The following is a 22,996-nucleotide window of genomic DNA, read 5'->3' on the forward strand; positions in this document are numbered from 1 at the left end:
ATACACAGCTCCCCGCCTTCGCGGGGACAAGCTTTACCCCAGAGGCTGCGGGGTGCCCTGTAGGGTCCGCGCTGATCGAGGTCCGCGGGCGGCCTCAGCTCGGCGGGGAAACCGTCTGCCGCGTCACGGGGTCACCGCGACTCCCAGCGCTTGCAGCATGGCGGCAAGGTTCTCGCACTCATCGGCGAACACCTCGTCGAGGTAGGCGTCATCGCTGTCGCTCTCGATGCCCCACAGGTCGGGGCTGGTGATCGTCTGGATGACAAAAGTGGTTGCCGAGCGGAATCAGGAACGTCGCCTCAGCCTGAATGCCGATCAGGTATTCGTCGCGCGTGCCGGCGCCGTCGGGTTCGTCCTGCCGCGGCGGGTCCGACCATTCGTCAGCGCGGGTGATGCGCTGGAAGGCGCTGCGCGCGACGGTCATCGCCCTGCCGGTGTCGATGCAGCGGAAGGGGCTGATCATGGGCTGCCTCCTTCGACCGGGGAGGCAAGAGCGATCGCCCGCTCGCACTGTGCCGCGATGGCGTAGCTGTCCATCGCCAACTCCGGCACCCTGAACCGTGGTGCCGTGTTCAGCGCGACGAGCGCATGTCTCAGCGCGTCCAGCATCGGCCCCGCCGCGAGGCGAAGGCGTAGATCGTCGTCCTGCCAGACGGCGAGTTCGTTGCCTTCATCGTTCTTGATCGCGATCTCGTTGATTGGATCAAGATCGTAAGGCTCGAAATCGAGCCGGCCGGGATCTTCGTCGGCATAGCGTCGCGCGAGGGCTAGGGCCTCCTCCGGGGTGGCGGCGTCGAATTCGCAACGCGACCAGTGGGCGTCGGTGCGGAAGGTAGCGGTGTAGGTCGTCATGGGATGTTTCTCCGTCGATGGTGGCGGGAGGCGGCCCCGGCGGGATTGCCGGGGCCGCGGCTCGGTCAGCGGGTCCAGACCAGGGCGTGGCCCTTGTCCGTTTCGACGAGGCGTCCGACGATCGGGGCTGCGAAGCTGGGATCGTCGAGCTTGACCGAGAGGTAGGCGTTGCCCTCCTTGCTCTTGGCCGACCACGCCGCGCCGATCTCCGCCTTGCCGGAGAAGATGCGGAAGTCCGGGGCCTTCTCGCTGGTCTTCTCGACCGGGGTGATGGTGACCTTGGCGTTGACGACGAGGGTCGCGATCGCCCCCTGAAAACCGCTGTCCTGCTTGGTGAAGGTTCCGATGATAGCCATGACATTGTTCCTTTCGGTTTGGTGAGGCCGCTCCATGCGGCCTCGACAGCGATCCGTCGAAGCGCAGAGGTCTCCGCAGCAGAAGGGCGAGCCGCGGAGGGGGATCACCCGGCCTGCACGACCAACGGAAGGAAGGCCGGGGACACCGCGGCGAGGGCAAAGCCCTTGCCCTGGCGCGCGGAGATGCGCTTCAGGATCAGCGCCCGTCGAGGCTGAGTGGATTGAGGCGGCTCACCCGAAAGGAACGTCGTGTGTCGGTGGCTTGGAACCACGCCCCAGAACGAAAGCGGCGGGGGCGACGGCGCTCGGTATTACCGCCGGCCAAGGCCACCCCGGCGAGATACGCAACAGAAGGCTTCCACGGCCGAACGCCCAGAAGGGGTTCGGGGCAAGGTGGGCCAAGAGCTGGGCGGTGCCGTAACTCGGTCTGCCGACCGCCGCTCGCAAAACCGGAGGATGCCGCGAACGGATCAGGGGGATTGTGGTCAGGACTCGGGATATGTGAGTTCGCCGCGCTCGGCGATGGACGTGATGTCGCGCGCACCATGAATGACGCGCACCAATGACCAACTCGCCGGGACGCACGAGATAGTAGATTGCGTATTTCTGGTGGAAGGTGACTCGCAGGCCGGGGGCGAGATGCTCGCGCTCCGGGCCGCTCAGCGGGAAACTCTGAAGGGGCTCAAACGAGCTGCGGAGCGCATGAACAAAGTTGGAGGCGATGCTCTCCGAGGCTTCGGAGGCGATCGTTACCCATATTTCGACGAGGTCGGCTTCCGCCGCCTCGGTCAGACGGAGGACGAGCGGCGCGTTAATAGTTCTCTCCCACGCTCGATGATCCGCGCCGGGTCAAAGTCCGCGACGCGCCCGGCGGCGACGTCCGCGAGTCCTTTGTCGATGTCGGCCTTGAGGGCCTCCAGCTCCTGAAGCTGCAGGGCGCGGTTGGCCTTCCAGAGGCGCAACGCGTCGCGAACGACCTCGCTGGTCGAGGCGTATTCGCCGGCGTGAACGGCATCCTTGACGTCTTCGGCCATCTGCGCCGGCAGGGTGATCGTCAGTCGTTCAATCTCGGGCATGGTCGCCTCCCATCGTTCATCATCATACTATATCATACTTTTGATGACTTGTGGGGGCTTCCGATGAGCGGCGCTCGGGTAGCGGACGGGTTGATTGGCTAACCACCTGGCTTCGCTGTGTCTTTTGATGAGAGGCACAGCCGCGGTTAGCCCAACAGACCAAACTTCATCAGGTGCGGATATGTCGCCAGCAGCTTTCTGGCAAAGCTCCGCGCTTCGGCTTCGGTCGGAAAGTCCATGAAGCAATCAACGCCGCCGGCAACCCTGTGGCCGAACACGGACCAGACCTCGGCCGCCTCGGGCTCGCACTGTTCCTGAAGGGTCGATCCGTCGGCGGCGGTCTCGGTCCGGCAGGGATGAACCTCGACCCCGTCGAATTCGTGAATGCGGGTCATCCACCACGGCGAGCGGGCGGGTGCGGTTGGCTTGCGGCGGGTCATGGTCATTCTCCTTGGGCTTGAGGTGCAGCGCCTGCTGCACCTCTGCCCGTCGGCGAGACCGGGGGCGGCAAGGGCAAGGGCGCGGAGCGCCGAGGGGGATCGCCCGGCCTGCACAGGCCCTTGCTCGATTCTCAAGCCGCCCCAATTCGCCGGCCCGACCTGGAAGGTCGGGGACACGGCGCCCCGCGCGCATCCGCGGCACCCTTGCCCGCGCCAGGGGCAGCGCCCCTCAGAACCTTCAGGAATGATTGACTGGATCGAGGGAATGGCCAATCATAGAATTATTGCCTGTAGATTCGTTCGCTGACGGAGCGCACAATGACTAGTTACGTATACATAGATAATTCAAATTTATATATAGAGGGGTGCCGTGTATCCGCGGTCGAAAAAGGGTTGGCGACATCCATTATTCACGCGATGGGCACGGGAATAATTGATCATACCTGGCAACTAGATTATGGAAAGCTCTATGAATTTGTTTGTGGACAAGACTCTGTAGCTCGGCTCTGGGGATCTCCACCGCCAGGGGACAGCTTCTGGAATATGCTAAACAGAAAGGGGTTCAACCCTACAGTTTATGAACGAGGGGTTAGTGGCGGCGAGAAGAAAGTTGATGTGGCAATTGCACACAGAATTACTAAAGATGCATTCACAATAATAGATAAGGACAATGACAGCATAATACTAGTTGCCGGAGACAAAGACTTCATGCCAGTTATAACCGATTTAGTTTCTGAAGGGTATAATGTGGAATGTATATTTTGGGATCAGGCGGCACGAGAAGTGAAAGAAGGGGTGAGAAAATTTACATCATTGACTCCTTATCATAGCCACTTCACTAAGTGAAAAATTCGCAGAACAATGGTGCCCTTCCGGATTAACTAAGATCGAAGTGTCAATTTCCAGAGCCTCCAAATACGGGTGGGCTTGGCACGAGCTGTGAAACGTTCCGTCGTCATTCGCGCATCCGATACGAAAGCGCCGCGAGCCGATGGCACTCCCGAGACAGCACACGCCCAATCACTTTCCGCACATCTCCTCCATCGTCAAGCACACCCACGGCGTCCTTCTGCGCCGATCAGGCGCCACACGTCGGCGAGTCGTCGCAAGTGCTGCGCACTCCTCCTCTCACGTTGCGGTCGCAAGCGATGCGGCACGCCTCTGGCGGCGCAGCTCCGTCGCATGAAGGCCGCGATGGGTGCGGCCAGAAGATGATGGAGGAAACGATGAGAATACTGACCGTGATCGTGCGGCTACGCCTGTTTCGGCGCGAGATCCTGCGGCTCTATATCCTGGTCTCGCAGCGCATGCCGCGAGGTTGGACAGGTCGCCTCGCGCCGCTCGCCCAGCGCCTGCTCAGCTGGGCGCTGACGCGGGGCCGTGCGCCGCCGGCCTGATGCCAGCCGCCACGCGCGTTCGTCGGACGCGCGCGGTACCCAAGCTTACGGCAACGTCCTGCCGATCCGAAGGGGGCTGAGGATCATCGGCGACGGCTGCGCTGCAGCGCGCAGCCGGATCGTCGGGTCCCCGAGGCACGGGAGCGTGCCCGGGGACTTGTTCGTCGTCCATTCGATGGATTGCAGGACGTTTCGCGCGAGGGATCATGACCGCATGGCCGAGACGCCGCTGGGCGGCTCGGGGCGCTCGCGCCTCAGAGCCCGGTCCGGCGAAGGCCGGACGCGCCCATGATCATGTTTGGCCTTTCGCAAATTGCAGGCCCACGGCCTCCAATCAGCCGTGGGCGATTTACCTTCGCAAGTGTCACTCAAAGCAAAATCGACAACTAAATAGGTCACAAATTTTGACCTTAAGACCGGCTCTTCGCTGTGTCCCCTTAGTATGCTATGTTGACGACCACGAGCACGCATAGAAGTGAGATTGCCAACCTATAAATAATGTAAATGCTATGCCTACTTCCGATATATCCCGACAACACCACTTTGTTCCGAAATTTATACTCAAGCCATGGCTGATTTGTGTGCTTAAACAGCAACGTAACTTGCATGGATACTGGTGGGATCAGACGAAGGCGACGTTGTGCTGCGCGTAAAGGGTTAGACGCATTTTGTTTTCAAATCGATCTGTTGTGTTTCTCAGAATCCCCTCATTTTGAGTTTTGATACGGATCAATGGGTTGCTACGGATGAGCTTGGCGGCGGCGGTCGGTTATGCAGGGTGAGAGGAAGGTTTCGAGGGTTGGGGTGGGGAAGTGAACGGGGTAGCGCGTCCTGAGTTTCGTTTGACCGACGTTCGTCGGTTTCTTGATGGGGTTTTCGCGGGGCATGTTCACGCCAAACGGATCGCGTCGCTGGCCAACGGCACGCTGGGGGTGATGACCGGTGCGTCGCTGGCGGTTTCGATGATCGGCCATGCGTTGGCGCAGGCGCGGGGATTGCTGACCAAGCATGCGGTCAAACAGGTCGACAGGCTGCTGAGCAACGCCGGCGTCTCCGTCTGGGAGATGTTCGGGCAATGGGTTCCGGAGGCGGTTGGCGGCCGCAAGGAAATCGTCGTCGCCATGGACTGGACCGATTTCGACGCCGACGGGCAGGCGACGCTGGCGCTCAATCTGGTGACCGGGCACGGCCGGGCGACGCCGCTGTTGTGGCTGACGATGCTGAAGGCGGAACTGGCGGGCCAGCGCAACGCCATCGAGGATGCGTGTCTCGGCCGCCTTGCCGGGGTGTTGCCGGCGGGGACGACGGCGACGATCCTCGCCGACCGCGGCTTCGGCGACCGCAAACTGTTCGATTATCTGACGAAATTGGGCTTCGCCTATGTCATCCGGTTCCGCGGCGACATCCGCGTCGACGCCGCCGACGGAGAAAGCCGGGCGGCGGCCGAGTGGGTCGGCAAGGGCGGCCGGGCGCGCCATCTGCGCGGCGCCTCGGTCACTGCCGCCGCGCAACCGGTCGGCGCCGTCGTCTGTGTCCACGCCAAGGCGATGAAGGAGCCCTGGTGTTTGGCGACGAGCAAGGCAGACGCATCGGCCCGCGAAATCGTCAACCTCTACGCCAGACGCTGGACCATCGAGCCCAGCTTCCGCGACACCAAGGATCTGCGCTTCGGCATGGGGCTCGGCGCCGTGCGCATCGGCGATCCGCAGCGCCGCGACCGCCTGCTCCTGCTCAACGCCTTCGCCGTGCTGTTCCTCACCCTGCTCGGCGAGGCCGGCGAAGCGCTCGGCATGGACCGCCACCTCAAGGTCAACACCGCCAAACGCCGAACCCATTCCCTGTTCCGCCAGGGCTGCATGCTCTACGACCTCATCCCGGCCATGCCCGAACCCCGCCTCCGGCCGTTGATCGAAAGGTTCCTCGAAATGCTAAAAAACAAACCAATCACCGCCCAACTGACGAACATAGCTTAAATGAGGGGATTGATGAGGTTGTGTTTAAAAGCCCACAACCTTGGAAGGGATGCTATTGAGCGTTTGTTTTTTGGGGAAGTCGATACAAAGGGAGCCGCCATACGAGATATTCTCGTGGAACGTGGTGCTGAAGGACTCACAGGAGATCAGCGATGCGATTTCGCGCGTCTGCTGCTTTCCCTAGATGCGCGTCGTCCGTGTAACATTAATAAACTTCGAACGGACATTGCCGGTAGTTTTGAAACCGATCTTGACGCAGATTCAGAAATCCGCGCCGCGATGGCCGAGCGTGGCATTGATGATATCCCGTCTAACTACGTGAAAAACCAGCTTGGCTGGTCCCTTGAAGACCGTGCTCTCACGATTATTCAGAGGCTTGTGGATAATCCGCACGTCGGAGGGCGTCTGATCAACGCAAACTGGGCGGTGAAGAGGCTTGCCCCACGTGATGGTTCGCTCGTGTTGTCTGATCGTCCTCTCATCCGAATTTATGGTTACGATAGTCCGGGAGCAACTTGGGTTCTTCCACTGACTCCGCACACAGCGTTCATCGCGGCCAACCATGAGGAGAATCTTCGTAGGCTACTACGACTAACGGGACAACGCTTCGCGAAAGCGATAAATGTTTCTAGTGCAAAGCAAGCTGACAAATTCGTGTTCAGCATTGAGGAGAGCCACGAACGCTGGATTCGGAATTACTTATCCCAGAATCAGCATGAGCCTCGATGACCGCTATCCTTGAGGAAGAGGATACCTATGCGGGAACCTGCGAAGTCCGCTCGTGGCACGACACGTCACCATCAGGACGTGTCATCCGCGGTAAAACCGGAAACGCAACCGTCGAACACAGCCATGAACTTCTTTGAAGAAAGAAGGCCCTTCGGCCAGGAATGAGGGGCCAAGCCCCTCATGGGGCGCCCCCGAGGGGCGCGCTGCCGAGCCGCTACCGGCTCGGTCAAAGAAGTTCGGGTTGGTCCTCGCTCTTGATGCTCTTGCGCTTCGGTTTGACGACTCTCGGTCGAGGCCGGCGCACATTGATCGCCGCCGCGTCGAGCGTGTTCTTGATGTGCGCCGCATAGAATTTCTCGATCATCTCGACGCTGGTGCGGCAGTTTTTGGCGATCTGGTAAATGTCGGCGCCTTCCATCAGGCGCATGCAGATGTAGGTGTGGCGCAGGCTGTAGGCGGTGCGACGGTTCCCGTCGCGATCGGTTTTGAGCTTGGTGCGTGTCAGCACGCCGTTGAACAGCTTGATGTGATTGCCGGGAAAGACCGGGTCGGTCGGCTGCGGATATTCCCGCGCGATCGACTCCGGGTCCTGGCTCACATCCTCGCCGCGGCGCTTGCGCGCGCGGCGTCCCTGCGGCAAGCCGGGCTTCGCACGCTTCAGCAGGCGCTCGTAAGGCGTGACGGCGCTCGACGTGCTCTTGCAGTAGCCGATGCCGCGCTTGCCGCGCACCTCGATTTCGAGGATGCGCTCGCCGGTGCGGTCATCCTCGACGATGGTGACGTCGCGATGCTGCAGGTTCTTGGCCTCGTCCGGCCGCAGGCCGGTGTTGGCCATGAACAGCACGTAGTCGTGCACCTGCTCGGCGTTCCACTTGTAATGCTCGTGGAACGGCTTGTTCGCGTAGTCGCGCGTCGCCTGATAAAGCTTCTTGTATTCCTCGGGGCTGAACCACGGCCGATGCACAATCTTGCCGCTGGTCTTGTAAGGCGGGGAGAAGTCCGGCAGGTGGGCAAGCCAGCCATGGCGGATCGCGGTTTTCAGCACCTGCCGCAGCGTCACGATTTCATCGTGGATCGTGCTGCGGGCGGGCGCCTTGCCGGTGCTTGATGTGGCGATGCGGTGGATGCGGTATTCCTGCACCTTGCCTGGCGTGACCTCGGACAGGCCGAGTTCGCCGAAGAAGGGGATCAGGTGCAGGCGCAGCCTGATGTTATGCCCTTCGACCCAGCGGGNGGACCGCTGGCCTTCGGTGATGATGCCGTATTCCTTCTGAAACTGCTCGGCGGCGTCGGCAAAGGTCTTTTCCGACTTGAGGAGGCCTGCGCGGGCCTTGCCGCGGATCTCCAGATACCAGTCTTCGGCGAACAGCTTCGCCTCGGTGAGGTTGTCCTTCTTGGTGCTGGTTCGGAGGCGGTTTTTTCCGATTGAGGTCGAGCAATGCCAGTAGCGGCTGTTGTCGCGCCGATAGAGGTGGAGCTTTCCGTCGAACATCTCATAGCTGGCCATCGCACGCCCCCTGGTACAAGCGGTACGTGCATCAGCTTATCAGGTTTCGCGGAAACCTGGAAGACTGTGTCACAACTGTGCCAGCTGTTTTTGGGGTTTTTGGCATCAAAAAAGGCGTCAGCCAAGTGGCTAACGCCTTGATATTATGTGGGGATTTTGGTTGCGGGGGCTCGCAACCTGCTTGTCCTGCTATTTCAATCGCATGACATAACCGCGTACCTAAGACGCTGATTTCGTTTATAAATCAGCGTCCAATGGTTGCGTGGTCTGTCAGAAAGTTTGAGATGGCAGACGACGACAAAATCTTTGCGGTGCCGTTCTCGTTGCGCCTGAGCTTCGAGGAACGGGCGCAGCTCGAACAGGAAGCGGCCGGCATGCCGCTGGGCCGCTACATCCGCGACAAAGTCCTGGATGGCAAGGCGAAGCCGCGGCGCACGCGCGGCAAGTTCCCGGTGAAGGATCACGAGGCGCTCGGGCGCGTGCTCGGCGCGCTCGGGGCCTCACGCCTGTCGAGCAACGTCAACCAGCTCGCCCGGGCGGTGAACACCGGCTCCCTGCCCGTCACGCCGGAAACGGAAGACGCGATCAAACAGGCCTGCCGGGAGATCGCGCAGATCCGGCGGGACCTGCTCGCGGCCCTCGGGCTGCCCGGGGAGTGATCCGATGATCCTCAAGGGCAGCCAGCGCGGCGGCGCGAAACAGCTCGCAAGCCACCTGCTCAAGACAGAGAACGAGCATGTCGAGGTTTACGACATCCGAGGCTTCGTCGCGGATGATCTGCACGGGGCGCTGCACGAGGCCTATGCGGTCGCGCAAGGAACGCGCTGCAAGCAGTTCCTGTTTTCGCTGAGCCTCAACCCGCCGCCGAACGAGACGGTCCCGGCGAAGGATTTCGAGAAGGCGATCGAGGCCATCGAGCGCAAGCTCGGCCTCGAAAACCAGCCCCGCGCCATCGTCTTCCATGAAAAGGAAGGCCGCCGCCATGCGCACTGCGTCTGGTCGCGGATCGACGCGGAAACGATGACGGCGATCAACCTGCCCCATTACAAGCTGAAGCTTCGGGATGTGTCGAAGCAACTCTATCTGGAGCACGGATGGCGAATGCCGCGCGGGCTGGTGGACAGCCAGGAACGGGACCCGCGCAACTTCACCCGCGCGCAGTGGCAACAGGCGATGCGGGCGAGCCAGGACCCGAAAGCGATCAAGACATTGTTCCAGGAATGCTGGGCGGTCTCGGACTCGCGCCAGGCCTTCGCCAAGGCGCTGGAGGAACGCGGCTATTATCTGTGCCGCGGCGACCGGCGCGGCTTCGTCGCGCTGGATTTCCGGGGCGAGGTCTACGCCGTCACGAAATGGACCGGCGTGCGCACGAAAGAGGTCGTGGCAAAACTCGGCGATCCGAAATCTCTGCCCAGCGTCGAACAGACAAAGGCGGTGATCGCAGGCCGGATGACCGCGCAGATCCGGCGCTACATCCAGGAAGCAGAGACCGCCCGCAAGCGGGAATATGCGCGCCTGGCCTTCCAGCGCGCAGACCTCACCCAGCGCCACCGGGACGAACGTCAACGGCTCGCGGCGGCACAGGAAGCAAGGCGCATCGCCGAGAACAACGAACGGGCGGCGCGACTTTCAAAAGGCGTGCGGGGCATCTGGGACCGGCTCACCGGCAAGCACGCGAAGATCCGGCAGCAGAACGAGGCGCAGGCTNNCGCGAGTCCCGGCAGCGCGATCAGGCCCAGGAACAGGCGATGATCGAGCGGCAGATGCAGGAGCGTCAGGCGCTGCAGCAGNGACATCCACCGCGTCCGCGAGATGCACGCGGAGGAGATGGCCCGCCTGAACGAGGACGTCGCGCACTTCCTCAAGCTNGGCCGAACCCGAAGCGCCGGAGCTGCGCGAGGAGTTCCACGAAGCCGCCCAACCGCAACAGGACCGGAAAACCCCGGGCCTGGACCGCGACGACGGAATGGATTTCGGAATGTAAGCCCATAGCCCTTGCAACTGGGCCTGCGGAAGCGCGGGCTTGCAATATTGACAAACTTTGCCAATTTCTGCCATCCTAAGAATAGGAGGTGCATCATGGCGACAATGAACGTGTCCCTCCCCGATCCGATGAAGGATTGGGTGGAAGCGCAGGCAAGGTCCGGCCGCTACAGCAACGCGAGCGACTATGTGCGCGATCTGATCCGGCGCGACCAGGAACGTGCCGGCAAGCTGGCGGAACTGCAGGCGCTCCTGACGGAAGGGCTGGAAAGCGGTGTCAGTGACCGGACAATCGACGAGGTGCTCAAAGCCGCCCGTGAACAGGCAAAAACTGCGCGTGGTGCATGAGCTACAGGACAACCAAGCGAGCCGATCAGGATATCATCGACATCTATGTGCATGGCGCAACAGCGTTTGGCGTCGATCAGGCCGAACGCTATCACGAGGGCATGGTCTCGGTTTTCGAGCTGCTGGCAGAAAATCCGCACCTAGCAGCCTGTCGGACTTGCGTCTCGGGCGTCGCCGGACCTGCGTAGGGATCGGTGCGTCGGCGCCTCTGTCAGCGCCATTTTGGGCGGTGCGGTCGCGCTGGCGCGCCTGCGGAACTGGCCGCGCAGGCTAGACGGCGCGGCTGAGGGCGAACATCCGCTTCAGGTTCCATGCCATGGTCACAAGCCTCCACTCGCCACGGGCGGCATTGAGCCCGCGCAGCAGGAACTGCCGGAACCCCAGCACGGACTTGATGATGCCAAACACTGGCTCGGGCGTCTGCTTGCGCAGGGCGTAGAGCGCGCGGCCCTGCGGCGTGCGCAGCCGATACGCCATCGCCTGAACCGGGGTGGGGTCTTCGGGCGCCGGTGGCGCCGCAGCGAAGCGCTCTTGCAGGCTGAGATGATGCGCCTCGCGACCAAGTGCGATCAGCGGTTCGATCCCGCCGGCCACACAGGCCTGCACATTCGCCTCGCTGAAGTAGCCATTGTCCGCCAACAGCATGTCCGGCCTGCCGAGCACGTCCGGCAGAGTGCCGATCTTGTCCAGCATGGGTGTAAGCTGCTGCTTGTCGTTGGGCGCCTGCACCACGTCGGCGACCACCACCAGCAGACTGCCCGCCGCCACCGCCGCCTGCGCATTGTAGCACTGCTCAAAACCGCCGCCCGCCACCGCCATGATGCGGCTTTCCTCGTCGGTCAGATTGATCTGATCCGTGGGCAGCGGCGTCGCCACCGGCGGCTTCGGCTCACGGCCCGTGGGCTTCTTGCCGGTGGCCGCTGCCTTGGCGTCCCGTGCTGCGAGTTTCGCCTGATGGTCTGCCTGCTCCCGTTCGAAGCGTTCCTTCGCGCGGGCCTCGATCTTCGCCCGGGCCTCGGCGAGCCTGGACAACCGTTCCTCACGTCGCGCCAGTTCGTCGGGGATCGACATGCCGTCAGCGATGTCCACCTGGTCCGCCGCTTCTGCCTTGGCCATGAGATCGGCCACTTCGGCCTGCAGTTGGGCCTCCAGCTTGCCCGCATGGTCATAGGACAGCGCGCTGTGCCGGCTGGCATTGGCGTGGACCTTGGTCCCGTCGAGCCCGACCGTTCCCAGCTTCAGCACGCCCATCTCGCGCGCGAGCACCAGCACCTGGACGAACAGCTTCTCGATCTGCGGCAGAAAGCGTCGGCGGAACGCGGCGATGGTGTCATGGTCCGGATGATCGTTCGCCGCGATGAAGCGGAACGCCACGCTGTCATAGGTCGCCCGCTCCAGCTTGCGGCTGGAGAACACCCCGGTGGCGTAGCCGTAGATCAGAATGCCCAGCAGAAGGCTGGGGTGGTAGGACGCTTCCCCAGAGCCACGGTAGCTGCCGGTCATCGGCCGCAGATCCAGCCCCGCGATCACCTCCACCACGAACCGCGCCAAGTGCCGCTGCGGAAGCCACTCGTCCACCGACGGCGGCATCAGAAATCCGCTGTCGCGGTCGATCGGGCGGAAGTTGCTCATGCCGAAGAGGTCCGGGCCGGGGGCGTGAATCCATGCCCGGATTCTATAACCCACAGCTCCGCCTCGCGTTAAGTCCGACAGGCTGCTAGCCCGCGAACGCGCGGAGTTCGACCCACCGGTGCGGCTCCATCCCTATCAGGCGCACATGATCGCCTATATCATCCGGGATGACGGAATCCTGATCATCCGTGTTCTTCACGGACGGCAAGACTGGGAGCGGTACCTGTGATGATACGCGGTATTATCACCATTCCAACCACGATCACGGCACGCACGTAGATCTCCCGCATCCTCAGACATAACGTCCGTCGGGAAACCGTAGAAATCTATCCAACTTGTCTATGTCGTGCAGGCTGGCAACATGGTGCAAAAATGCCTGATTGGCAGAATCGGGCGCCGTGATTAAATCACATAGCAATTTGGTATTTTTTAGAGCTGTATTACTTAACGCTAAACGATCTTTTTCAATATCTTCAGCGGATGTATTGGATAGATAGGTATGCATCTTGCCCAAAACCCCTACTATGACGTCTGAAAGCTGAATACCGGTTTCGGTCTTCGAGTCCGCGAAGCGATAATTTGTAACCGGTTCCCCTGCATCGGTCAGTGGGTTTTTCAGGAACGCATCACGGATTGTCTCCTCCAAATCCATGATATGCTCAGAGTTTTTAAAAACGGCAATGCGGTTTATGTAGAATGCGCTGAACTCTTCTATCAGCTTGTGAGCAGGATAGCCTTCGATAAATGAAAGCTCCTCCAGCTTCCGGCCTTCTTGCAAGATGCCCTTCAACATCATGGCATTCATCGTTCTATCAAGAATGCCCGCGTTTCTCTGTACGAGTTCAATCAATTCATTCAGGAATGGTTTGCGGTTTTCCGAAGCAAGACCGGGATAATCGTAGCGCCGAAACAGATCGATCGCGAATGGCAGCTCCCTCCTGATCACCGCGGCCAGATCGCTTTTCAATAGCGCGTGATGGGGAATAAGCGACGGCACGCCGATCTTGAACAAGATAGAGTCAATTATATCGACAACCGACCAATATAATGGATCTAGTTCATGGTAGTGGATCAAAAAACCGCTATTCGCGATCCATTGTAAAAATATCTCCAACTTCGACGAATCTATAATGTCCATGAATTCACCCTTGGCAACGTGTTTGAGCTTGAGTTCATCGGCTGAGTCCTGGATACGCATAGCTTGGCGTAGAGTACTTACGTCAATTGGGCGAGGACGCCCTTCATGGGCTATTCCACCGAGAATAAACACTTTAAGCTCTGCGACATTGAGGCCGCGATCGTCAATGTGAAGCTTACGAATATTGTTCGTCTCATCATGATAAAATGTATAAATATTATCTGCACCCGATAAACAAAACATTTGTATTTGTGGATCTCGTATTTCGTTAACATCCAACACAATATTTACCCCGCACTCATTGACTGCCCTCTTTGCTCTTCCTGTCGAGGAAGCGGTCGAAATCAAGAGGCGTCGAAAGACCGCTCTGCTCGCCCTCGATAAGGGCGTTCCTGAGCGTTGCGAGCTTGAGTTCATGTTCCTCAAGCAGGCGTAACCCCGCGCGGACAACCTCGCTGGTCGAACCGAAGCGCCCTTGCGCAACCTGGTGCTCGACAAAGCTGGTAAAATGCTCCCCAAGCGAGATGGACGTATTCTTAGCCATGATTGATCTCCAAGCGATACCATACCAATATATAATATTTATTGGTATACAGCAAGCCGCCGTTGTTCCCGCCTCCAGGGACGGTCCCTGGTCGCCGTGCAGGGGGCGAAACCTCTGCCGCAGGTCCAAGCGGCGCACGCCGGGCTTGCCCCGCCGAAGCCTTCGGCGAAGGCGGGTCGATGGGAATGCAAAGGGAGAACCGACATCTCCCTTGCTCGAAGCCGGTGGCGAAACACCGGTCGTGGTCCAGCGGCGAAACGCTGGCGCGCATCCAATCCGCGAAGGGTTGGTCTCCATGACATGGTCAGGGGTCCAGTGGGGCAGGAACGCCCCCTGGTCGATGGGGTCCAGGGGAGAGCGAATTCGCCCCGGTCTCAATGAAATTGTCATGGGGTTTTCAGGGGAGCAGGAACGCTTCCCTGAATGGCGATGCAACGGCCAGACGTTGCGCTGGCGCGGGATCGGGTTCAATGCCCGGAACGCGCCACAGGCCGGGGGGATCCAACGGGGGCGCGCAGCGGGACCCCTTGGCAAGATGGTGTTGTAGTACAACACACATCTTGCAGTGCGCCTTATGATGAGGGGCGAAGCGCCATAAAAGGCACTGGAGGGCGCTGAATGACGGGCGGCTCCGATGCACGGACAGGAAGCACCGGCCTCTCCGCCCTGCCCGACGCTTACCACAAACACCGGCGCGTGACGATGGGTCGCGGACGTTGCCGTCAGCACCCCGGCCCGCGTTCGTCGGCCATCGCCTTTGGTCGGTCCCCTCAAAGCGGGCCGGTTGCCGTCAGGCAAGCCGGACGGGGAATTTTGCGCGACGTCGTGGCATCGCTCAAAATGGATGGAAATGGACGGACAAATGGATGGAGGCATAGGATGGCCAGGGCGTAGCGGTGCAGGCTGTCGCGATTTGACCAATCGCTCAAAAACAGCTATTATAGTTATTATGACCGTTACCGGAGATTCATCAATGCGCACCATGGCCGCCCTCGAAGCGAAGAACCGCTTCGGCGAACTGCTGGATACGGCGCAGCGTGAACCGGTGATGATCGAGAAACACGGACGTGCCGTTGCCGTCATGCTCTCGGCGGAAGAATACAAAGAGCTGGAAGCGCTGAAGCTGGCCAGCCTGCGATCCGAGATCCGCAAGGGCCTCGACGATATCGAGGCGGGCCGGACGGTTGACGGCGATGAAGCCTTCCGGGCCTTACGTGAGCGGCTTGCGTAGTGCCGCGGTTCCAGCTTTCACGCGAGGCGCAGTCCGACCTCGACGCGATCGCAGATTACACGCTCGAACGCTGGGGCAAGGAGCAAGCCCGCATCTACATCGACGCGCTTCACGGCCGGCTGACAGAATTGGCGCACCAGCCTCTGCTCGGCCGGAAACGGGACGAAGTGGCAGAAGGTTTGCTGTGCTTCCCATTCGAAAGTCATGTCGTTTTCTACGCCCTCGCGGATTTCGGCATCGCGGTCGTGAGAGTCCTCCATAAACGGCAAGATCCTTTCCGGCACATCGACTGACCTTCCGAATAGACAGCGAGCAAGCCCGCAAGGGGATCTGCGGGCTTGCGATCGGTATGCGGCGATCAGGCGCTGGTCAGGCGGGCGATTGCCCACTGCGCGGCCTGCATCGCGCTGCCGATGTCGTCCTTGACACCGGCGACGACGATGGCGGCGTAAGCGCCGTTTTCCTGGCAGTAGACCTTCGCCAGCGCCATCGACACGCCATAGGGGGCGTGCCAGACGAGCTGGTAATGGTCGGGACCGGCGGGCGTCCATTCGAACGCTCCGCTTCCGGGACCGCAGCGTTCGTCGTCAACACCGCAGGCCGCGCCGTTGAACAGCCCCGGCAGCCATACCCGCAGGAGGCGCTTGTGCTGGCGCGGGTCCAGTTCGGTGTTCTCCCGAACCGCCGCGGCGAGCAAGGCGCTTTTCCAGCTCTCGCAGTGGCGGTCGGTTTCGGATGCGTCAAATGTGATCGTCATGGCGTGATCCTCCATCGGCCAGAGGGGGCGTGTGTAGGGCGGTGACAAATTAGGCCACGTAGCGGCGGTGATTGGTGCTGCCGCGCCGGAGTAAAATCCGGCCAGTGGTTAGGCTGTCTCTTTTTGTGGGGGCGGCCGGGGATGTTTGCCGTGGAAGTCTACGCCGCCGTTCGGCATTTCGTTTTCATCGAGGGCAACAGCCGGCGTGAGGCGGCCCGGGTGTTCGGGCTGAGCCGTGAGACGGTTTCGAAGATGTGCCGGTTCTCGTTGCCGCCCGGCTACACGCGAACGAAGCCGGTGAAGAAGCCGAAGCTCGGGGTGCTGCTGCCGGTGATCGACGCCATCCTCGAGGCCGACAGGACGGCGCCTTCGAAGCAGCGGCATTCGGCCAAGCGGATCTTCGAGCGACTGCGCGACGAGCACGGTTATGCCGGCGGTCTGACGGTGGTGAGGGACTACGTCCGGGTNTGCTCGGGGAGATTGCGGGAGACCTTCGTGCCGTTGGCTCATCCGTCCGGTCATGCGCAGGTCGACTTTGGCGAGGCGATCGGCGTGATCGGCGGCGTCCGGCAGAAGATCCACTTCTTCTGCATGGACCTGCCGCAATCGGATACTGCTTTCGTGAAGGCCTATCCGGCGGAGACGACGGAAGCCTTCCTCGACGGGCATGTGTCGGCATTCGCATTCTTCGGCGGCGTGCCGTTGTCGGTGCTTTACGACAACACGACGCTCGCGGTGGCGAAGATCTGCGGCGACGGCAGGCGGGAGCGCACCCGGGCCTTTACGGAACTGCAGAGCCATTACCTGTTCCAGGATCGCTTCGGCCGTCCCGGCAAGGGCAACGACAAGGGCAAGGTCGAGGGGCTGGTGAAGTATGCTCGATCGAACTTCCTGACGCCGATCCCCCAGGCGGCAAGCTTCGACGATCTCAATGCCATGCTGGAAGATCGCTGCCGGCAGCGACGAGGCGAACGCGCCGGTCGCCACGGCGAAACCATCGGCGAGCGTCTCGTCGCCGACCTCGAAGCCTTCCGGGATTTGCCGGCGGTGCCATTGGAGCCGAGCGAGAAGCGGGCGGCCCGTGTCTCATCGACCGCCCTGGTCCGCTACCGCGGCAACGACTACTCGGTACCGACGGCATACGGCTTCCGGGATGTTGTGGTGAAGGGCTTCGTCGACGAGGTGGTGATCCTTTGTGCCGGCGAGGCGATCGCCCGGCATCGTCGCTGCTATGGCACGGGCACCTTCGTATTCGAGCCGCTGCACTATCTGGCGCTGATCGAGACGAAGCCGAATGCCCTCGACCAGGCGGCGGCGCTGAAAGACTGGGATCTGCCGGAGGCGTTCCAGCACCTGCGCCATCTCCTCGAGGCGCGCATGGGCAACCGCGGCAGGCGGAGTTCATCCAGGTGCTGCGGCTGATGGAGGCGATCCCGATGGAGATGGTGGCGAGCGCGGTCAGCGAAGCGATCCGGCTCGGCGTCATCGGCTTTGATGCGGTCAAGCAGATTGCTCTGGCGCGCGTCGAGCGGCGGCCGGCCCGGCTCGACCTGACGGCCTATCCACATCTGCCGAAAATGGACGTCAGGATGACGGCGGCGGCTGACTACGCCGTTCTCGTTCCCGGGACAACGGCATGACCGGCAAGGCGGGCGCTGATGCGATGCCGGCGGGAACGACAAGCGGCACACCGCAGGTTCTGCTGGCGCATCACCTCAAGCAGTTGAAGCTGCCGACCGTTCTGCGGGAATACGACAAGATCGCCCGCGAATGCGCACGCGACGGCGTCGATCATCCCCGCTATCTGCTGCGCCTGGTGGAACTCGAACTGATCGACCGAGAACGCCGAATGGTCGAGCGGCGGATCAAGGCAGCACGCTTCCCGGCGGTCAAAAGCCTCGACACCTTCGACTTCACCGCGATTCCCAGCCTCAACAAGATGCTGGTGCTCGAGCTGGCCCGCTGCGAGTTCATCCTGCGCCGGGAGAACGTCATCGCGCTCGGCAACAGTGGCACCGGCAAGACCCATGTCGGGCTCGCCCTCGCTCTTGCCGCCTGCCAGAAGGGGTTCACCGTCGCCTTCACCACCGCAGCCGCCCTCGTGCACCAGTTGATGGAGGCGCGTGACGAGCGCCGCTTGCTGAAGCTGCAACGCGATCTCCAGTCGGTGATGTTGCTCATCGTCGACGAACTCGGTTACCTGCCGCTGTCGCCGACCGGGGCGGAACTTCTGTTCGAGGTGTTCTCCCAGCGCTACGAGCGCGGCTCGACCCTCGTCACCTCCAATCTGCCGTTCGAGGACTGGACCTCGGTGCTGGGATCGGAACGGCTCACCGGCGCGCTGCTCGACCGCCTGACCCACCACGTCCATATCCTCACCATGAACGGCGACAGCTACCGGTTGAAGCAATCCGCCGGACGTCGTCGTCCCCCACCGCAGCCGATCGGGCGGAGCAAAACCAGACCACCGCCGAGACCGTCGATCCCGAGACCGGCGAAACCAGCAAGCCCTGATCCCCGAGGCAAAGCCGACGCACGGCAAGGGGCCCGATCGGGCCCCTTGCCGTGATTGCACCGCTCTCGCCCAAATGGCCTGCTTTTACTCCGCTACAGTGGCCCAGAATTGCTCCGCCGTTGACAGATCGCTCAGCGCTGGGATTTTTGAGCCAGCCGTCATTGAGTTGGACATGATTGAAGAGCGGTTAGCTCGTGGTGGCTCCATCCTCTCAGAAGTTGGAGCCGCCGGCAAACCCGGGGCGGTTCAATCATCATCGCCCCGCAGTAACGACCGTCATCGGCAATGGGTGTGCGCTCCGGTTCGACGCACCGATCCTGCCTCGACCAATCCATTCGGCGGGTCACCCTTCGCTTGCGACCAGCCCTACGTGGGCCACAGTCGGCTAGCGACTACCTGCTGTAGCGGGTGTAGTTGTTGAAGCCGTGGTCGCCGGCACCGATCTGCGCCGCGCTTGGCATCGGCCTCGAACTGCTGCCGCTATCCGAGTCTGGATAGCCGGACCGGTTGGCACTGCCGCCGAAGAAAACGCCGGAGGAGTGTTGCTGGTCGGTCATCTTCTCGGTCGAGGCATCGGAATCGGCGAAACGCGGCGTTCCGTCGGCATTATTGCCCGACTCGGAGTCGAGTGTGAACGCATCCGCCGGCGTCAACGCCATTGACCGCGCAGACGCCGTCCCAAAACACGGTTCTTTGAGATGTCCCCTTATGGCCGCGGGCACCACCGCATCAAGCTTACGTTTTCTCGTGCTGAATTTGAACGAGGCGCATGACATTGGTGGGGCTCAGGACGTGCAGGGGCAATCCTGTGGTAATGATAAGGTGGTCGCCGCCTTTCGCGAAGTTCTCATCCGTGGCCACCTTCACCGCCAGCGCATCCATGTCGAGGTGGTCGTCCATCATTTCCGCCAGGACGGCATGAATACCCCATGCGCCCGCCAGGTTACGAGCAATCCAGAGGCTCGGTGTGAAGGCGAGGATGGGAACCAGTGGGCGCCGGCGTGATGCCCTGAGCGCGGTCACCCCTGAGATCGTAAACGTGACGATGGCGGCAGCCGGCAGCGTGGCCGACGCCCGGCTGGCCGATTCGGTAATCGTGTCCGCTGTCGTTCGCCTCGGTTTGGCTTGACCTGCGTTCAACAATTCCGGGTAAGCCGGATCGTTTTCGCTGTGTCGGATGATCCGATCCATCATGCTCACCGCCTCGACGGGATACTGCCCAACGGCAGTTTCGCCCGAAAGCATCACGCCGTCGGCGCCTTCGTAGACGGCATTGGCCACGTCCGAGGCCTCGGCTCGCGTCGGCGTCGGGGCGGTGATCATCGACTCCAGCATCTGCGTCGCAACGATCACCGGCTTGCCGGCCTGCCGGCAGGTGCGAATGATCCGCTTCTGGATCGCGGGAACCATTTCCGGCGGGAGTTCGACACCGAGGTCGCCCCGGGCAACCATAACGCCGTCGGTCAAATCGACAATTTCTTCAAGCTTGTCGATGGCTGTCGGTTTCTCGAGCTTGGAGATCAGGTGCGCCCGCCCGTTGATCAGGCGCATGGCTTCTTCCACATCCTCAGGGCGCTGCACGAAGGACAACGCAATGAGGCTGATGCCGATTTCCAGCGCGAACTCCAGATCCCGCCGATCCTTTTCCGTGAGCGGCGAAACGTCGAGCACGACGTTGGGCAGGTTTACGCCCTTGTTGTTGGAGAGCGTCCCGCCGGCGACCACCTGTGTATCGGCGAAATCCGCACCGCAGGCGGTCACGCCGAGGCAGAGGCGCCCATCGTCCAGCAGCAGCCGGGCACCGGGATGAAGCGCTGCGAAGATTTCGGGATGCGGTAACTGGACCCGTTCGGCGCTGCCCGGTTCTGCGGACAAGTCGAGGCGAAACGCCTGCCCGGTTTCGAGGCTGACCTTGCCGTTTGCAAAGCGGCCGACGCGCAACTTTGGCCCCTGCAGGTCGGCAAGGACGCCAATGGGACGGCCGACGCGCTCCTCCAGGGCCCGAACGCGCTGCAGCTGCGCCGCATGTTCCGCATGGGTGCCATGACTGAAATTGAAGCGAAAGACATCCGTGCCCGCCCGGAACAAGCGCTCAAGCATCTCGTCGGTGCCACTGGCGGGGCCAATGGTCGCAACGATTTTTGTTTGTCTCAATCTGCGCATGCGTCTCGTCCCCTGTTGTTGGTCACGCTGCATGCAATCGGCAGGCCGCGGCCTCAATCTCATCGCGCCCTGCGTCGGCACATTGCTGGCAGCGTTACGTTGATGGACGACCCGGACGTTCATGCCGGCAACTGGCGAACGGCCGCCGGATGCACCACCGGTGGCCGCCTGCTCAGCACACGGTGTCTGACCGACACGGCTCCCAGGCGAGGGCGTGATCGTCGGCGGCGGAGGGTAGCGGTGCTGATGGATCGGTGATCCAGGCGGCGATATCCGTCCACACCACCTGCCGCTGCAGATCGTGCAGCAGCATGTGCCAGCCATGTGGATAAAGACCGACACGGCGGTGGCCATCGAGATTGGGCGGCATTCGTTTCAACATCTCGGCAGTGGCGCCGGCGGGAATCAGCTGATCGTTCTCGCCGTAGAGAACGAGCGCCGGGCTGCGCAGCGACGCCGCGGCAGCCATCGCCCGGTCCATCAGGTTGACCAGGCCAAAGACCGCATCCACCCGGGTCTGCTTGATCACCAGCGGGTCGCGGCCGCGCGCCTTCAGCATCTCGATGTTGTCCGACGCCATGATGCCGAGGCCGCGTCCGGTCAGCTCGGTACCGGGGATGGTGTGGGCGGCCACCCACAGCGCCATCGTCTGATACCACGGCATCGAAGCACGGCCCCACACCGCCGGCGCCAGAAGGATGACCCCGGCCACATCGGGGGCGTTTGCCGNCGCCATCAGCGTCAGGATGACGGCACCGCCCATGCTCTCGCCCAGGAGGAAGACCGGCACCCCCGGATGGCGGGCGCGAATGCTGACGATGGCATCTGCCAAGTCGTCGGCCATGACATTTTCGCCCGACCAATAGCCGCGATTGGCGGACGCACCGAAGCCGCGCTGATCATAGGCGTAACTGGTTATCCGCTGCTCGCTGGCGAACCAGTGCCCCGCATCATCGAAAAACATCGAGTATTCGTTGAAGCCGTGCAGGGCGATGATCACCGCCCGCGGTGCCTCGCCGTCGGCAACCGGCCAGCTTCGCAGCGGCAGCGCCGCACCGTCGCCGACCAGCAGACGGTCACCCGCTATTTCTGGCGGTACCGCTGCCTGACCAGGGGGAATGACCACCGGCATGCAGCCGCCCACGAGCGCCGCCAGCGTGGCAATGAGCAGGCTGCGCCGGTCAACGGTCCTGCAGCAGTCAAGCGTCCGGCGCCTCTCAGTCATGCTACCGCCTGGGGTTGAGGGGTCGGGCTGACATCGCTGGTGAGCTTGAGGAAAATGTCCTCCAGTTCAGTCTCCCGCGTGGTCACGTCGACGACGTGACAGCCGGCAGCAGTGATCGCCGCCAGAATCTCGCCGGCGTGCACCCGGCTCGGCGGATATTGAAACACCAGCTTCTGCGGCGTGGCGAGTTCGACCGCAAAACCGCTGAGCGCTTCGGGCAGCCGGGTCAGTGGCCGATCGACGGTTACCGTCAGCGTCTTGGCATCAAGCCGCCGCAACAGCGCCTCGGTGCTGTCGCAGGCAATCAGGTGACCGTGGTTGATAATGGCGATGCGATCGCACAGCGCCTGCGCCTCTTCGAGGTAATGGGTGGTGAGCAGAACCGTCGTCCCGTTGGCGTTCAGTTCCCGCAGGTAGCTCCACAGTTGGCGTCGCAGTTCCACGTCGACGCCGGCAGTCGGCTCGTCCAGCACCAGCACCGGCGGCGCATGCACCATCGCCTTCGCCACCAGGAGACGACGGCGCATGCCACCGGACAGGCTGCGCGCGTAGCTGTCTGCCTCACGGCTGAGGCCGACGGCGGCGAGAATCGCATCCGTCCGCCGCTCGGACTTGGGCACGCCGTATAATCCGGCCTGCACCTCCATCGCTTCGCGCGGGGTGAAGAAGGGATCGAGATTGAGTTCCTGCGGCACGACGCCGATGGCGCGGCGGGCGGCACGCATCTGCCGGTCGATGTCGAAGCCCCAGACCCGCGCCTCGCCGCTTGAGCGCAGCACCAGACCGGCGAGAATGTTGATCAGCGTCGACTTGCCGGCACCGTTGGGACCGAGCAGGCCAAAAAAGGCGCCCACCGGCACCTGCAGGGAGACTTGGCTGAGGGCAACGACCGGCGCACCGTTCCGCTTACCGCGGTAGGTTTTGGCAAGATCGACCACATCAACCGCATAGGCGGGCTCAGACATCACCACGGACATAATCTCCCGCCCACTCGGGCGCTATCGGACGGCGGTCGTTGATTGTTGCAGCGCAATCGCTATCATCCGGCCGTTCGCTTGGTCAACGGTGGCTGGTTCGGAGGTTCCGCCTTCCTGCTGCCGTCGTCCGTTTTCGGCTCCCTTGTCCAGATG

25 protein-coding genes and 2 pseudogenes are annotated in these 22,996 nt (G+C 62.0%); 13 read left to right on the top strand and 14 right to left on the bottom strand.

What is annotated here, in order from left to right:
* Positions 1–208: 208 nt before the first annotated feature.
* From HQ394_RS01975 to HQ394_RS02000, 6 genes are all read right to left on the bottom strand, one after another.
* Positions 209–463 carry a hypothetical protein gene (locus tag HQ394_RS01975; RefSeq protein WP_190261795.1) on the bottom strand — a complete coding sequence of 85 codons (255 nt, stop codon included), beginning with the start codon at positions 461–463 and terminating at the stop codon, positions 209–211.
* Complete coding sequence (locus tag HQ394_RS01980; RefSeq protein WP_190261796.1) at positions 460–852, bottom strand: hypothetical protein; 393 nt, start codon at positions 850–852, stop codon at positions 460–462. Before HQ394_RS01980 ends, HQ394_RS01975 begins: the two co-directional genes overlap by 4 nt.
* 65 nt (positions 853–917) lie before the next feature.
* Positions 918–1,208, bottom strand: coding sequence for a DUF736 domain-containing protein (locus HQ394_RS01985; protein WP_190261797.1), 291 nt, complete (start codon positions 1,206–1,208; stop codon positions 918–920).
* 231 nt (positions 1,209–1,439) lie between these two features.
* Positions 1,440–2,024: a type II toxin-antitoxin system RelE/ParE family toxin gene (locus HQ394_RS20985; RefSeq protein WP_190263073.1), complete on the bottom strand. Its 585-nt coding sequence runs from the start codon at positions 2,022–2,024 to the stop codon at positions 1,440–1,442.
* A complete protein-coding gene (locus HQ394_RS01995; protein ID WP_190261798.1) occupies positions 1,997–2,284 on the bottom strand; it encodes a type II toxin-antitoxin system ParD family antitoxin in 288 nt (95 codons plus the stop codon). Before HQ394_RS01995 ends, HQ394_RS20985 begins: the two co-directional genes overlap by 28 nt.
* A gap of 146 nt (positions 2,285–2,430) precedes the next feature.
* Entirely contained in the window at positions 2,431–2,724 is a 294-nt protein-coding gene (locus HQ394_RS02000; RefSeq protein WP_190261799.1) for a hypothetical protein, read from the bottom strand.
* 318 nt (positions 2,725–3,042) lie between these two features.
* On the opposite strand from HQ394_RS02000, the gene HQ394_RS02005 reads away from it, so the two are divergent.
* The 8 genes from HQ394_RS02005 to HQ394_RS02045 all read left to right on the top strand — a co-directional run bounded on the left by HQ394_RS02005 (position 3,043) and on the right by HQ394_RS02045 (position 10,849).
* Positions 3,043–3,570 carry an NYN domain-containing protein gene (locus HQ394_RS02005; RefSeq protein ID WP_190261800.1) on the top strand — a complete coding sequence of 176 codons (528 nt, stop codon included), beginning with the start codon at positions 3,043–3,045 and terminating at the stop codon, positions 3,568–3,570.
* Between the two features lie 380 nt (positions 3,571–3,950).
* Positions 3,951–4,121, top strand: coding sequence for a hypothetical protein (locus HQ394_RS02010; RefSeq protein ID WP_223291785.1), 171 nt, complete (start codon positions 3,951–3,953; stop codon positions 4,119–4,121).
* Positions 4,122–4,963: 842 nt separating this feature from the next.
* A complete protein-coding gene (locus tag HQ394_RS02015; protein ID WP_190260604.1) occupies positions 4,964–6,094 on the top strand; it encodes an IS4 family transposase in 1,131 nt (376 codons plus the stop codon).
* 18 nt (positions 6,095–6,112) lie between these two features.
* Positions 6,113–6,823 (top strand): DUF4238 domain-containing protein, encoded by a 711-nt coding sequence (locus HQ394_RS02020; RefSeq protein WP_223291786.1) that lies wholly within the window; start codon positions 6,113–6,115, stop codon positions 6,821–6,823.
* Between the two features lie 1,791 nt (positions 6,824–8,614).
* A complete protein-coding gene (locus HQ394_RS02030) occupies positions 8,615–8,989 on the top strand; it encodes a hypothetical protein (RefSeq protein WP_190261804.1) in 375 nt (124 codons plus the stop codon).
* A gap of 4 nt (positions 8,990–8,993) precedes the next feature.
* A complete protein-coding gene (locus tag HQ394_RS02035) occupies positions 8,994–10,082 on the top strand; it encodes a relaxase/mobilization nuclease domain-containing protein (protein ID WP_190261805.1) in 1,089 nt (362 codons plus the stop codon).
* Positions 10,083–10,409: 327 nt separating this feature from the next.
* Entirely contained in the window at positions 10,410–10,661 is a 252-nt protein-coding gene (locus tag HQ394_RS02040; protein WP_190261806.1) for a type II toxin-antitoxin system ParD family antitoxin, read from the top strand.
* Complete coding sequence (locus tag HQ394_RS02045) at positions 10,658–10,849, top strand: type II toxin-antitoxin system RelE/ParE family toxin (protein WP_190261807.1); 192 nt, start codon at positions 10,658–10,660, stop codon at positions 10,847–10,849. The genes HQ394_RS02040 and HQ394_RS02045 overlap by 4 nt, the downstream gene beginning before the upstream one ends.
* An 82-nt stretch (positions 10,850–10,931) precedes the next feature.
* Here HQ394_RS02045 and HQ394_RS02050 read toward each other — a convergent pair whose 3' ends face one another.
* Positions 10,932–12,293, bottom strand: coding sequence for an IS1182 family transposase (locus tag HQ394_RS02050; protein ID WP_190260069.1), 1,362 nt, complete (start codon positions 12,291–12,293; stop codon positions 10,932–10,934).
* 82 nt (positions 12,294–12,375) lie between these two features.
* On the opposite strand from HQ394_RS02050, the gene HQ394_RS02055 reads away from it, so the two are divergent.
* Positions 12,376–12,522 (top strand): type II toxin-antitoxin system RelE/ParE family toxin, encoded by a 147-nt coding sequence (locus tag HQ394_RS02055; RefSeq protein WP_190263074.1) that lies wholly within the window; start codon positions 12,376–12,378, stop codon positions 12,520–12,522.
* Between the two features lie 63 nt (positions 12,523–12,585).
* Here HQ394_RS02055 and HQ394_RS02060 read toward each other — a convergent pair whose 3' ends face one another.
* Together HQ394_RS02060 and HQ394_RS02065 are read right to left on the bottom strand one after the other, a co-directional pair.
* Positions 12,586–13,710: a DUF3800 domain-containing protein gene (locus HQ394_RS02060; protein ID WP_190261808.1), complete on the bottom strand. Its 1,125-nt coding sequence runs from the start codon at positions 13,708–13,710 to the stop codon at positions 12,586–12,588.
* A gap of 19 nt (positions 13,711–13,729) precedes the next feature.
* Positions 13,730–13,975 (bottom strand): type II toxin-antitoxin system ParD family antitoxin, encoded by a 246-nt coding sequence (locus HQ394_RS02065; RefSeq protein WP_190261809.1) that lies wholly within the window; start codon positions 13,973–13,975, stop codon positions 13,730–13,732.
* 982 nt (positions 13,976–14,957) lie between these two features.
* On the opposite strand from HQ394_RS02065, the gene HQ394_RS02070 reads away from it, so the two are divergent.
* A complete protein-coding gene (locus HQ394_RS02070) occupies positions 14,958–15,206 on the top strand; it encodes a type II toxin-antitoxin system prevent-host-death family antitoxin (protein WP_223291787.1) in 249 nt (82 codons plus the stop codon).
* Positions 15,206–15,499 carry a type II toxin-antitoxin system RelE/ParE family toxin gene (locus tag HQ394_RS02075; protein ID WP_190261811.1) on the top strand — a complete coding sequence of 98 codons (294 nt, stop codon included), beginning with the start codon at positions 15,206–15,208 and terminating at the stop codon, positions 15,497–15,499. The genes HQ394_RS02070 and HQ394_RS02075 overlap by 1 nt, the downstream gene beginning before the upstream one ends.
* A 65-nt stretch (positions 15,500–15,564) precedes the next feature.
* Here the strand turns inward: HQ394_RS02075 and HQ394_RS02080 are convergent, their stop codons facing one another.
* Positions 15,565–15,978, bottom strand: a complete 414-nt coding sequence (locus HQ394_RS02080) for a hypothetical protein (protein ID WP_190261812.1) — start codon at positions 15,976–15,978, stop codon at positions 15,565–15,567.
* Between the two features lie 126 nt (positions 15,979–16,104).
* On the opposite strand from HQ394_RS02080, the pseudogene istA reads away from it, so the two are divergent.
* Positions 16,105–17,603, top strand: a pseudogene (gene istA, locus HQ394_RS02085) (IS21 family transposase).
* 23 nt (positions 17,604–17,626) lie between these two features.
* Positions 17,627–18,477 (top strand): annotated as a pseudogene (gene istB, locus HQ394_RS02090) (IS21-like element helper ATPase IstB).
* A gap of 393 nt (positions 18,478–18,870) precedes the next feature.
* Here the strand turns inward: istB and HQ394_RS02095 are convergent.
* The 4 genes from HQ394_RS02095 to HQ394_RS02110 all read right to left on the bottom strand — a co-directional run bounded on the left by HQ394_RS02095 (position 18,871) and on the right by HQ394_RS02110 (position 22,831).
* On the bottom strand, positions 18,871–19,137 hold the full coding sequence (locus HQ394_RS02095) for a hypothetical protein (RefSeq protein ID WP_190261813.1): 267 nt from the start codon (positions 19,135–19,137) through the stop codon (positions 18,871–18,873).
* A gap of 76 nt (positions 19,138–19,213) precedes the next feature.
* Entirely contained in the window at positions 19,214–20,704 is a 1,491-nt protein-coding gene (gene pyk, locus HQ394_RS02100) for a pyruvate kinase (RefSeq protein WP_317628981.1), read from the bottom strand.
* Positions 20,705–20,813: 109 nt separating this feature from the next.
* Positions 20,814–21,866 carry an alpha/beta hydrolase gene (locus tag HQ394_RS02105; RefSeq protein WP_190261815.1) on the bottom strand — a complete coding sequence of 351 codons (1,053 nt, stop codon included), beginning with the start codon at positions 21,864–21,866 and terminating at the stop codon, positions 20,814–20,816.
* On the bottom strand, positions 21,863–22,831 hold the full coding sequence (locus HQ394_RS02110) for an ABC transporter ATP-binding protein (RefSeq protein ID WP_407644728.1): 969 nt from the start codon (positions 22,829–22,831) through the stop codon (positions 21,863–21,865). Before HQ394_RS02110 ends, HQ394_RS02105 begins: the two co-directional genes overlap by 4 nt.
* Positions 22,832–22,996: the final 165 nt, after the last annotated feature.

The organism is Defluviicoccus vanus, from assembly GCF_014672695.1.
Lineage (GTDB): Bacteria > Pseudomonadota > Alphaproteobacteria > Rhodospirillales > Defluviicoccaceae > Defluviicoccus > Defluviicoccus vanus.

What these genes read in the sequence shown, in the direction of transcription:
- HQ394_RS02040 (WP_190261806.1), top strand. Translation starts at nt 10,410, where the DNA reads ATGGCGACAATGAACGTGTCCCTCCCCGATCCGATGAAGGATTGGGTG.
- pyk (WP_317628981.1), bottom strand. Translation starts at nt 20,704, where the DNA reads ATGAGATTGAGGCCGCGGCCTGCCGATTGCATGCAGCGTGACCAACAA.
- HQ394_RS02050 (WP_190260069.1), bottom strand. Translation starts at nt 12,293, where the DNA reads ATGAGCAACTTCCGCCCGATCGACCGCGACAGCGGATTTCTGATGCCG.
- HQ394_RS02080 (WP_190261812.1), bottom strand. Translation starts at nt 15,978, where the DNA reads ATGGAGGATCACGCCATGACGATCACATTTGACGCATCCGAAACCGAC.
- HQ394_RS02010 (WP_223291785.1), top strand. Translation starts at nt 3,951, where the DNA reads ATGAGAATACTGACCGTGATCGTGCGGCTACGCCTGTTTCGGCGCGAG.
- HQ394_RS02045 (WP_190261807.1), top strand. Translation starts at nt 10,658, where the DNA reads ATGAGCTACAGGACAACCAAGCGAGCCGATCAGGATATCATCGACATC.
- HQ394_RS01980 (WP_190261796.1), bottom strand. Translation starts at nt 852, where the DNA reads ATGACGACCTACACCGCTACCTTCCGCACCGACGCCCACTGGTCGCGT.
- HQ394_RS02030 (WP_190261804.1), top strand. Translation starts at nt 8,615, where the DNA reads ATGGCAGACGACGACAAAATCTTTGCGGTGCCGTTCTCGTTGCGCCTG.
- HQ394_RS02065 (WP_190261809.1), bottom strand. Translation starts at nt 13,975, where the DNA reads ATGGCTAAGAATACGTCCATCTCGCTTGGGGAGCATTTTACCAGCTTT.
- HQ394_RS02070 (WP_223291787.1), top strand. Translation starts at nt 14,958, where the DNA reads ATGGCCGCCCTCGAAGCGAAGAACCGCTTCGGCGAACTGCTGGATACG.
- HQ394_RS01975 (WP_190261795.1), bottom strand. Translation starts at nt 463, where the DNA reads ATGATCAGCCCCTTCCGCTGCATCGACACCGGCAGGGCGATGACCGTC.
- HQ394_RS02095 (WP_190261813.1), bottom strand. Translation starts at nt 19,137, where the DNA reads ATGGCGTTGACGCCGGCGGATGCGTTCACACTCGACTCCGAGTCGGGC.
- HQ394_RS01995 (WP_190261798.1), bottom strand. Translation starts at nt 2,284, where the DNA reads ATGCCCGAGATTGAACGACTGACGATCACCCTGCCGGCGCAGATGGCC.
- HQ394_RS02000 (WP_190261799.1), bottom strand. Translation starts at nt 2,724, where the DNA reads ATGACCCGCCGCAAGCCAACCGCACCCGCCCGCTCGCCGTGGTGGATG.
- HQ394_RS02005 (WP_190261800.1), top strand. Translation starts at nt 3,043, where the DNA reads ATGACTAGTTACGTATACATAGATAATTCAAATTTATATATAGAGGGG.
- HQ394_RS01985 (WP_190261797.1), bottom strand. Translation starts at nt 1,208, where the DNA reads ATGGCTATCATCGGAACCTTCACCAAGCAGGACAGCGGTTTTCAGGGG.
- HQ394_RS02110 (WP_407644728.1), bottom strand. Translation starts at nt 22,831, where the DNA reads ATGTCTGAGCCCGCCTATGCGGTTGATGTGGTCGATCTTGCCAAAACC.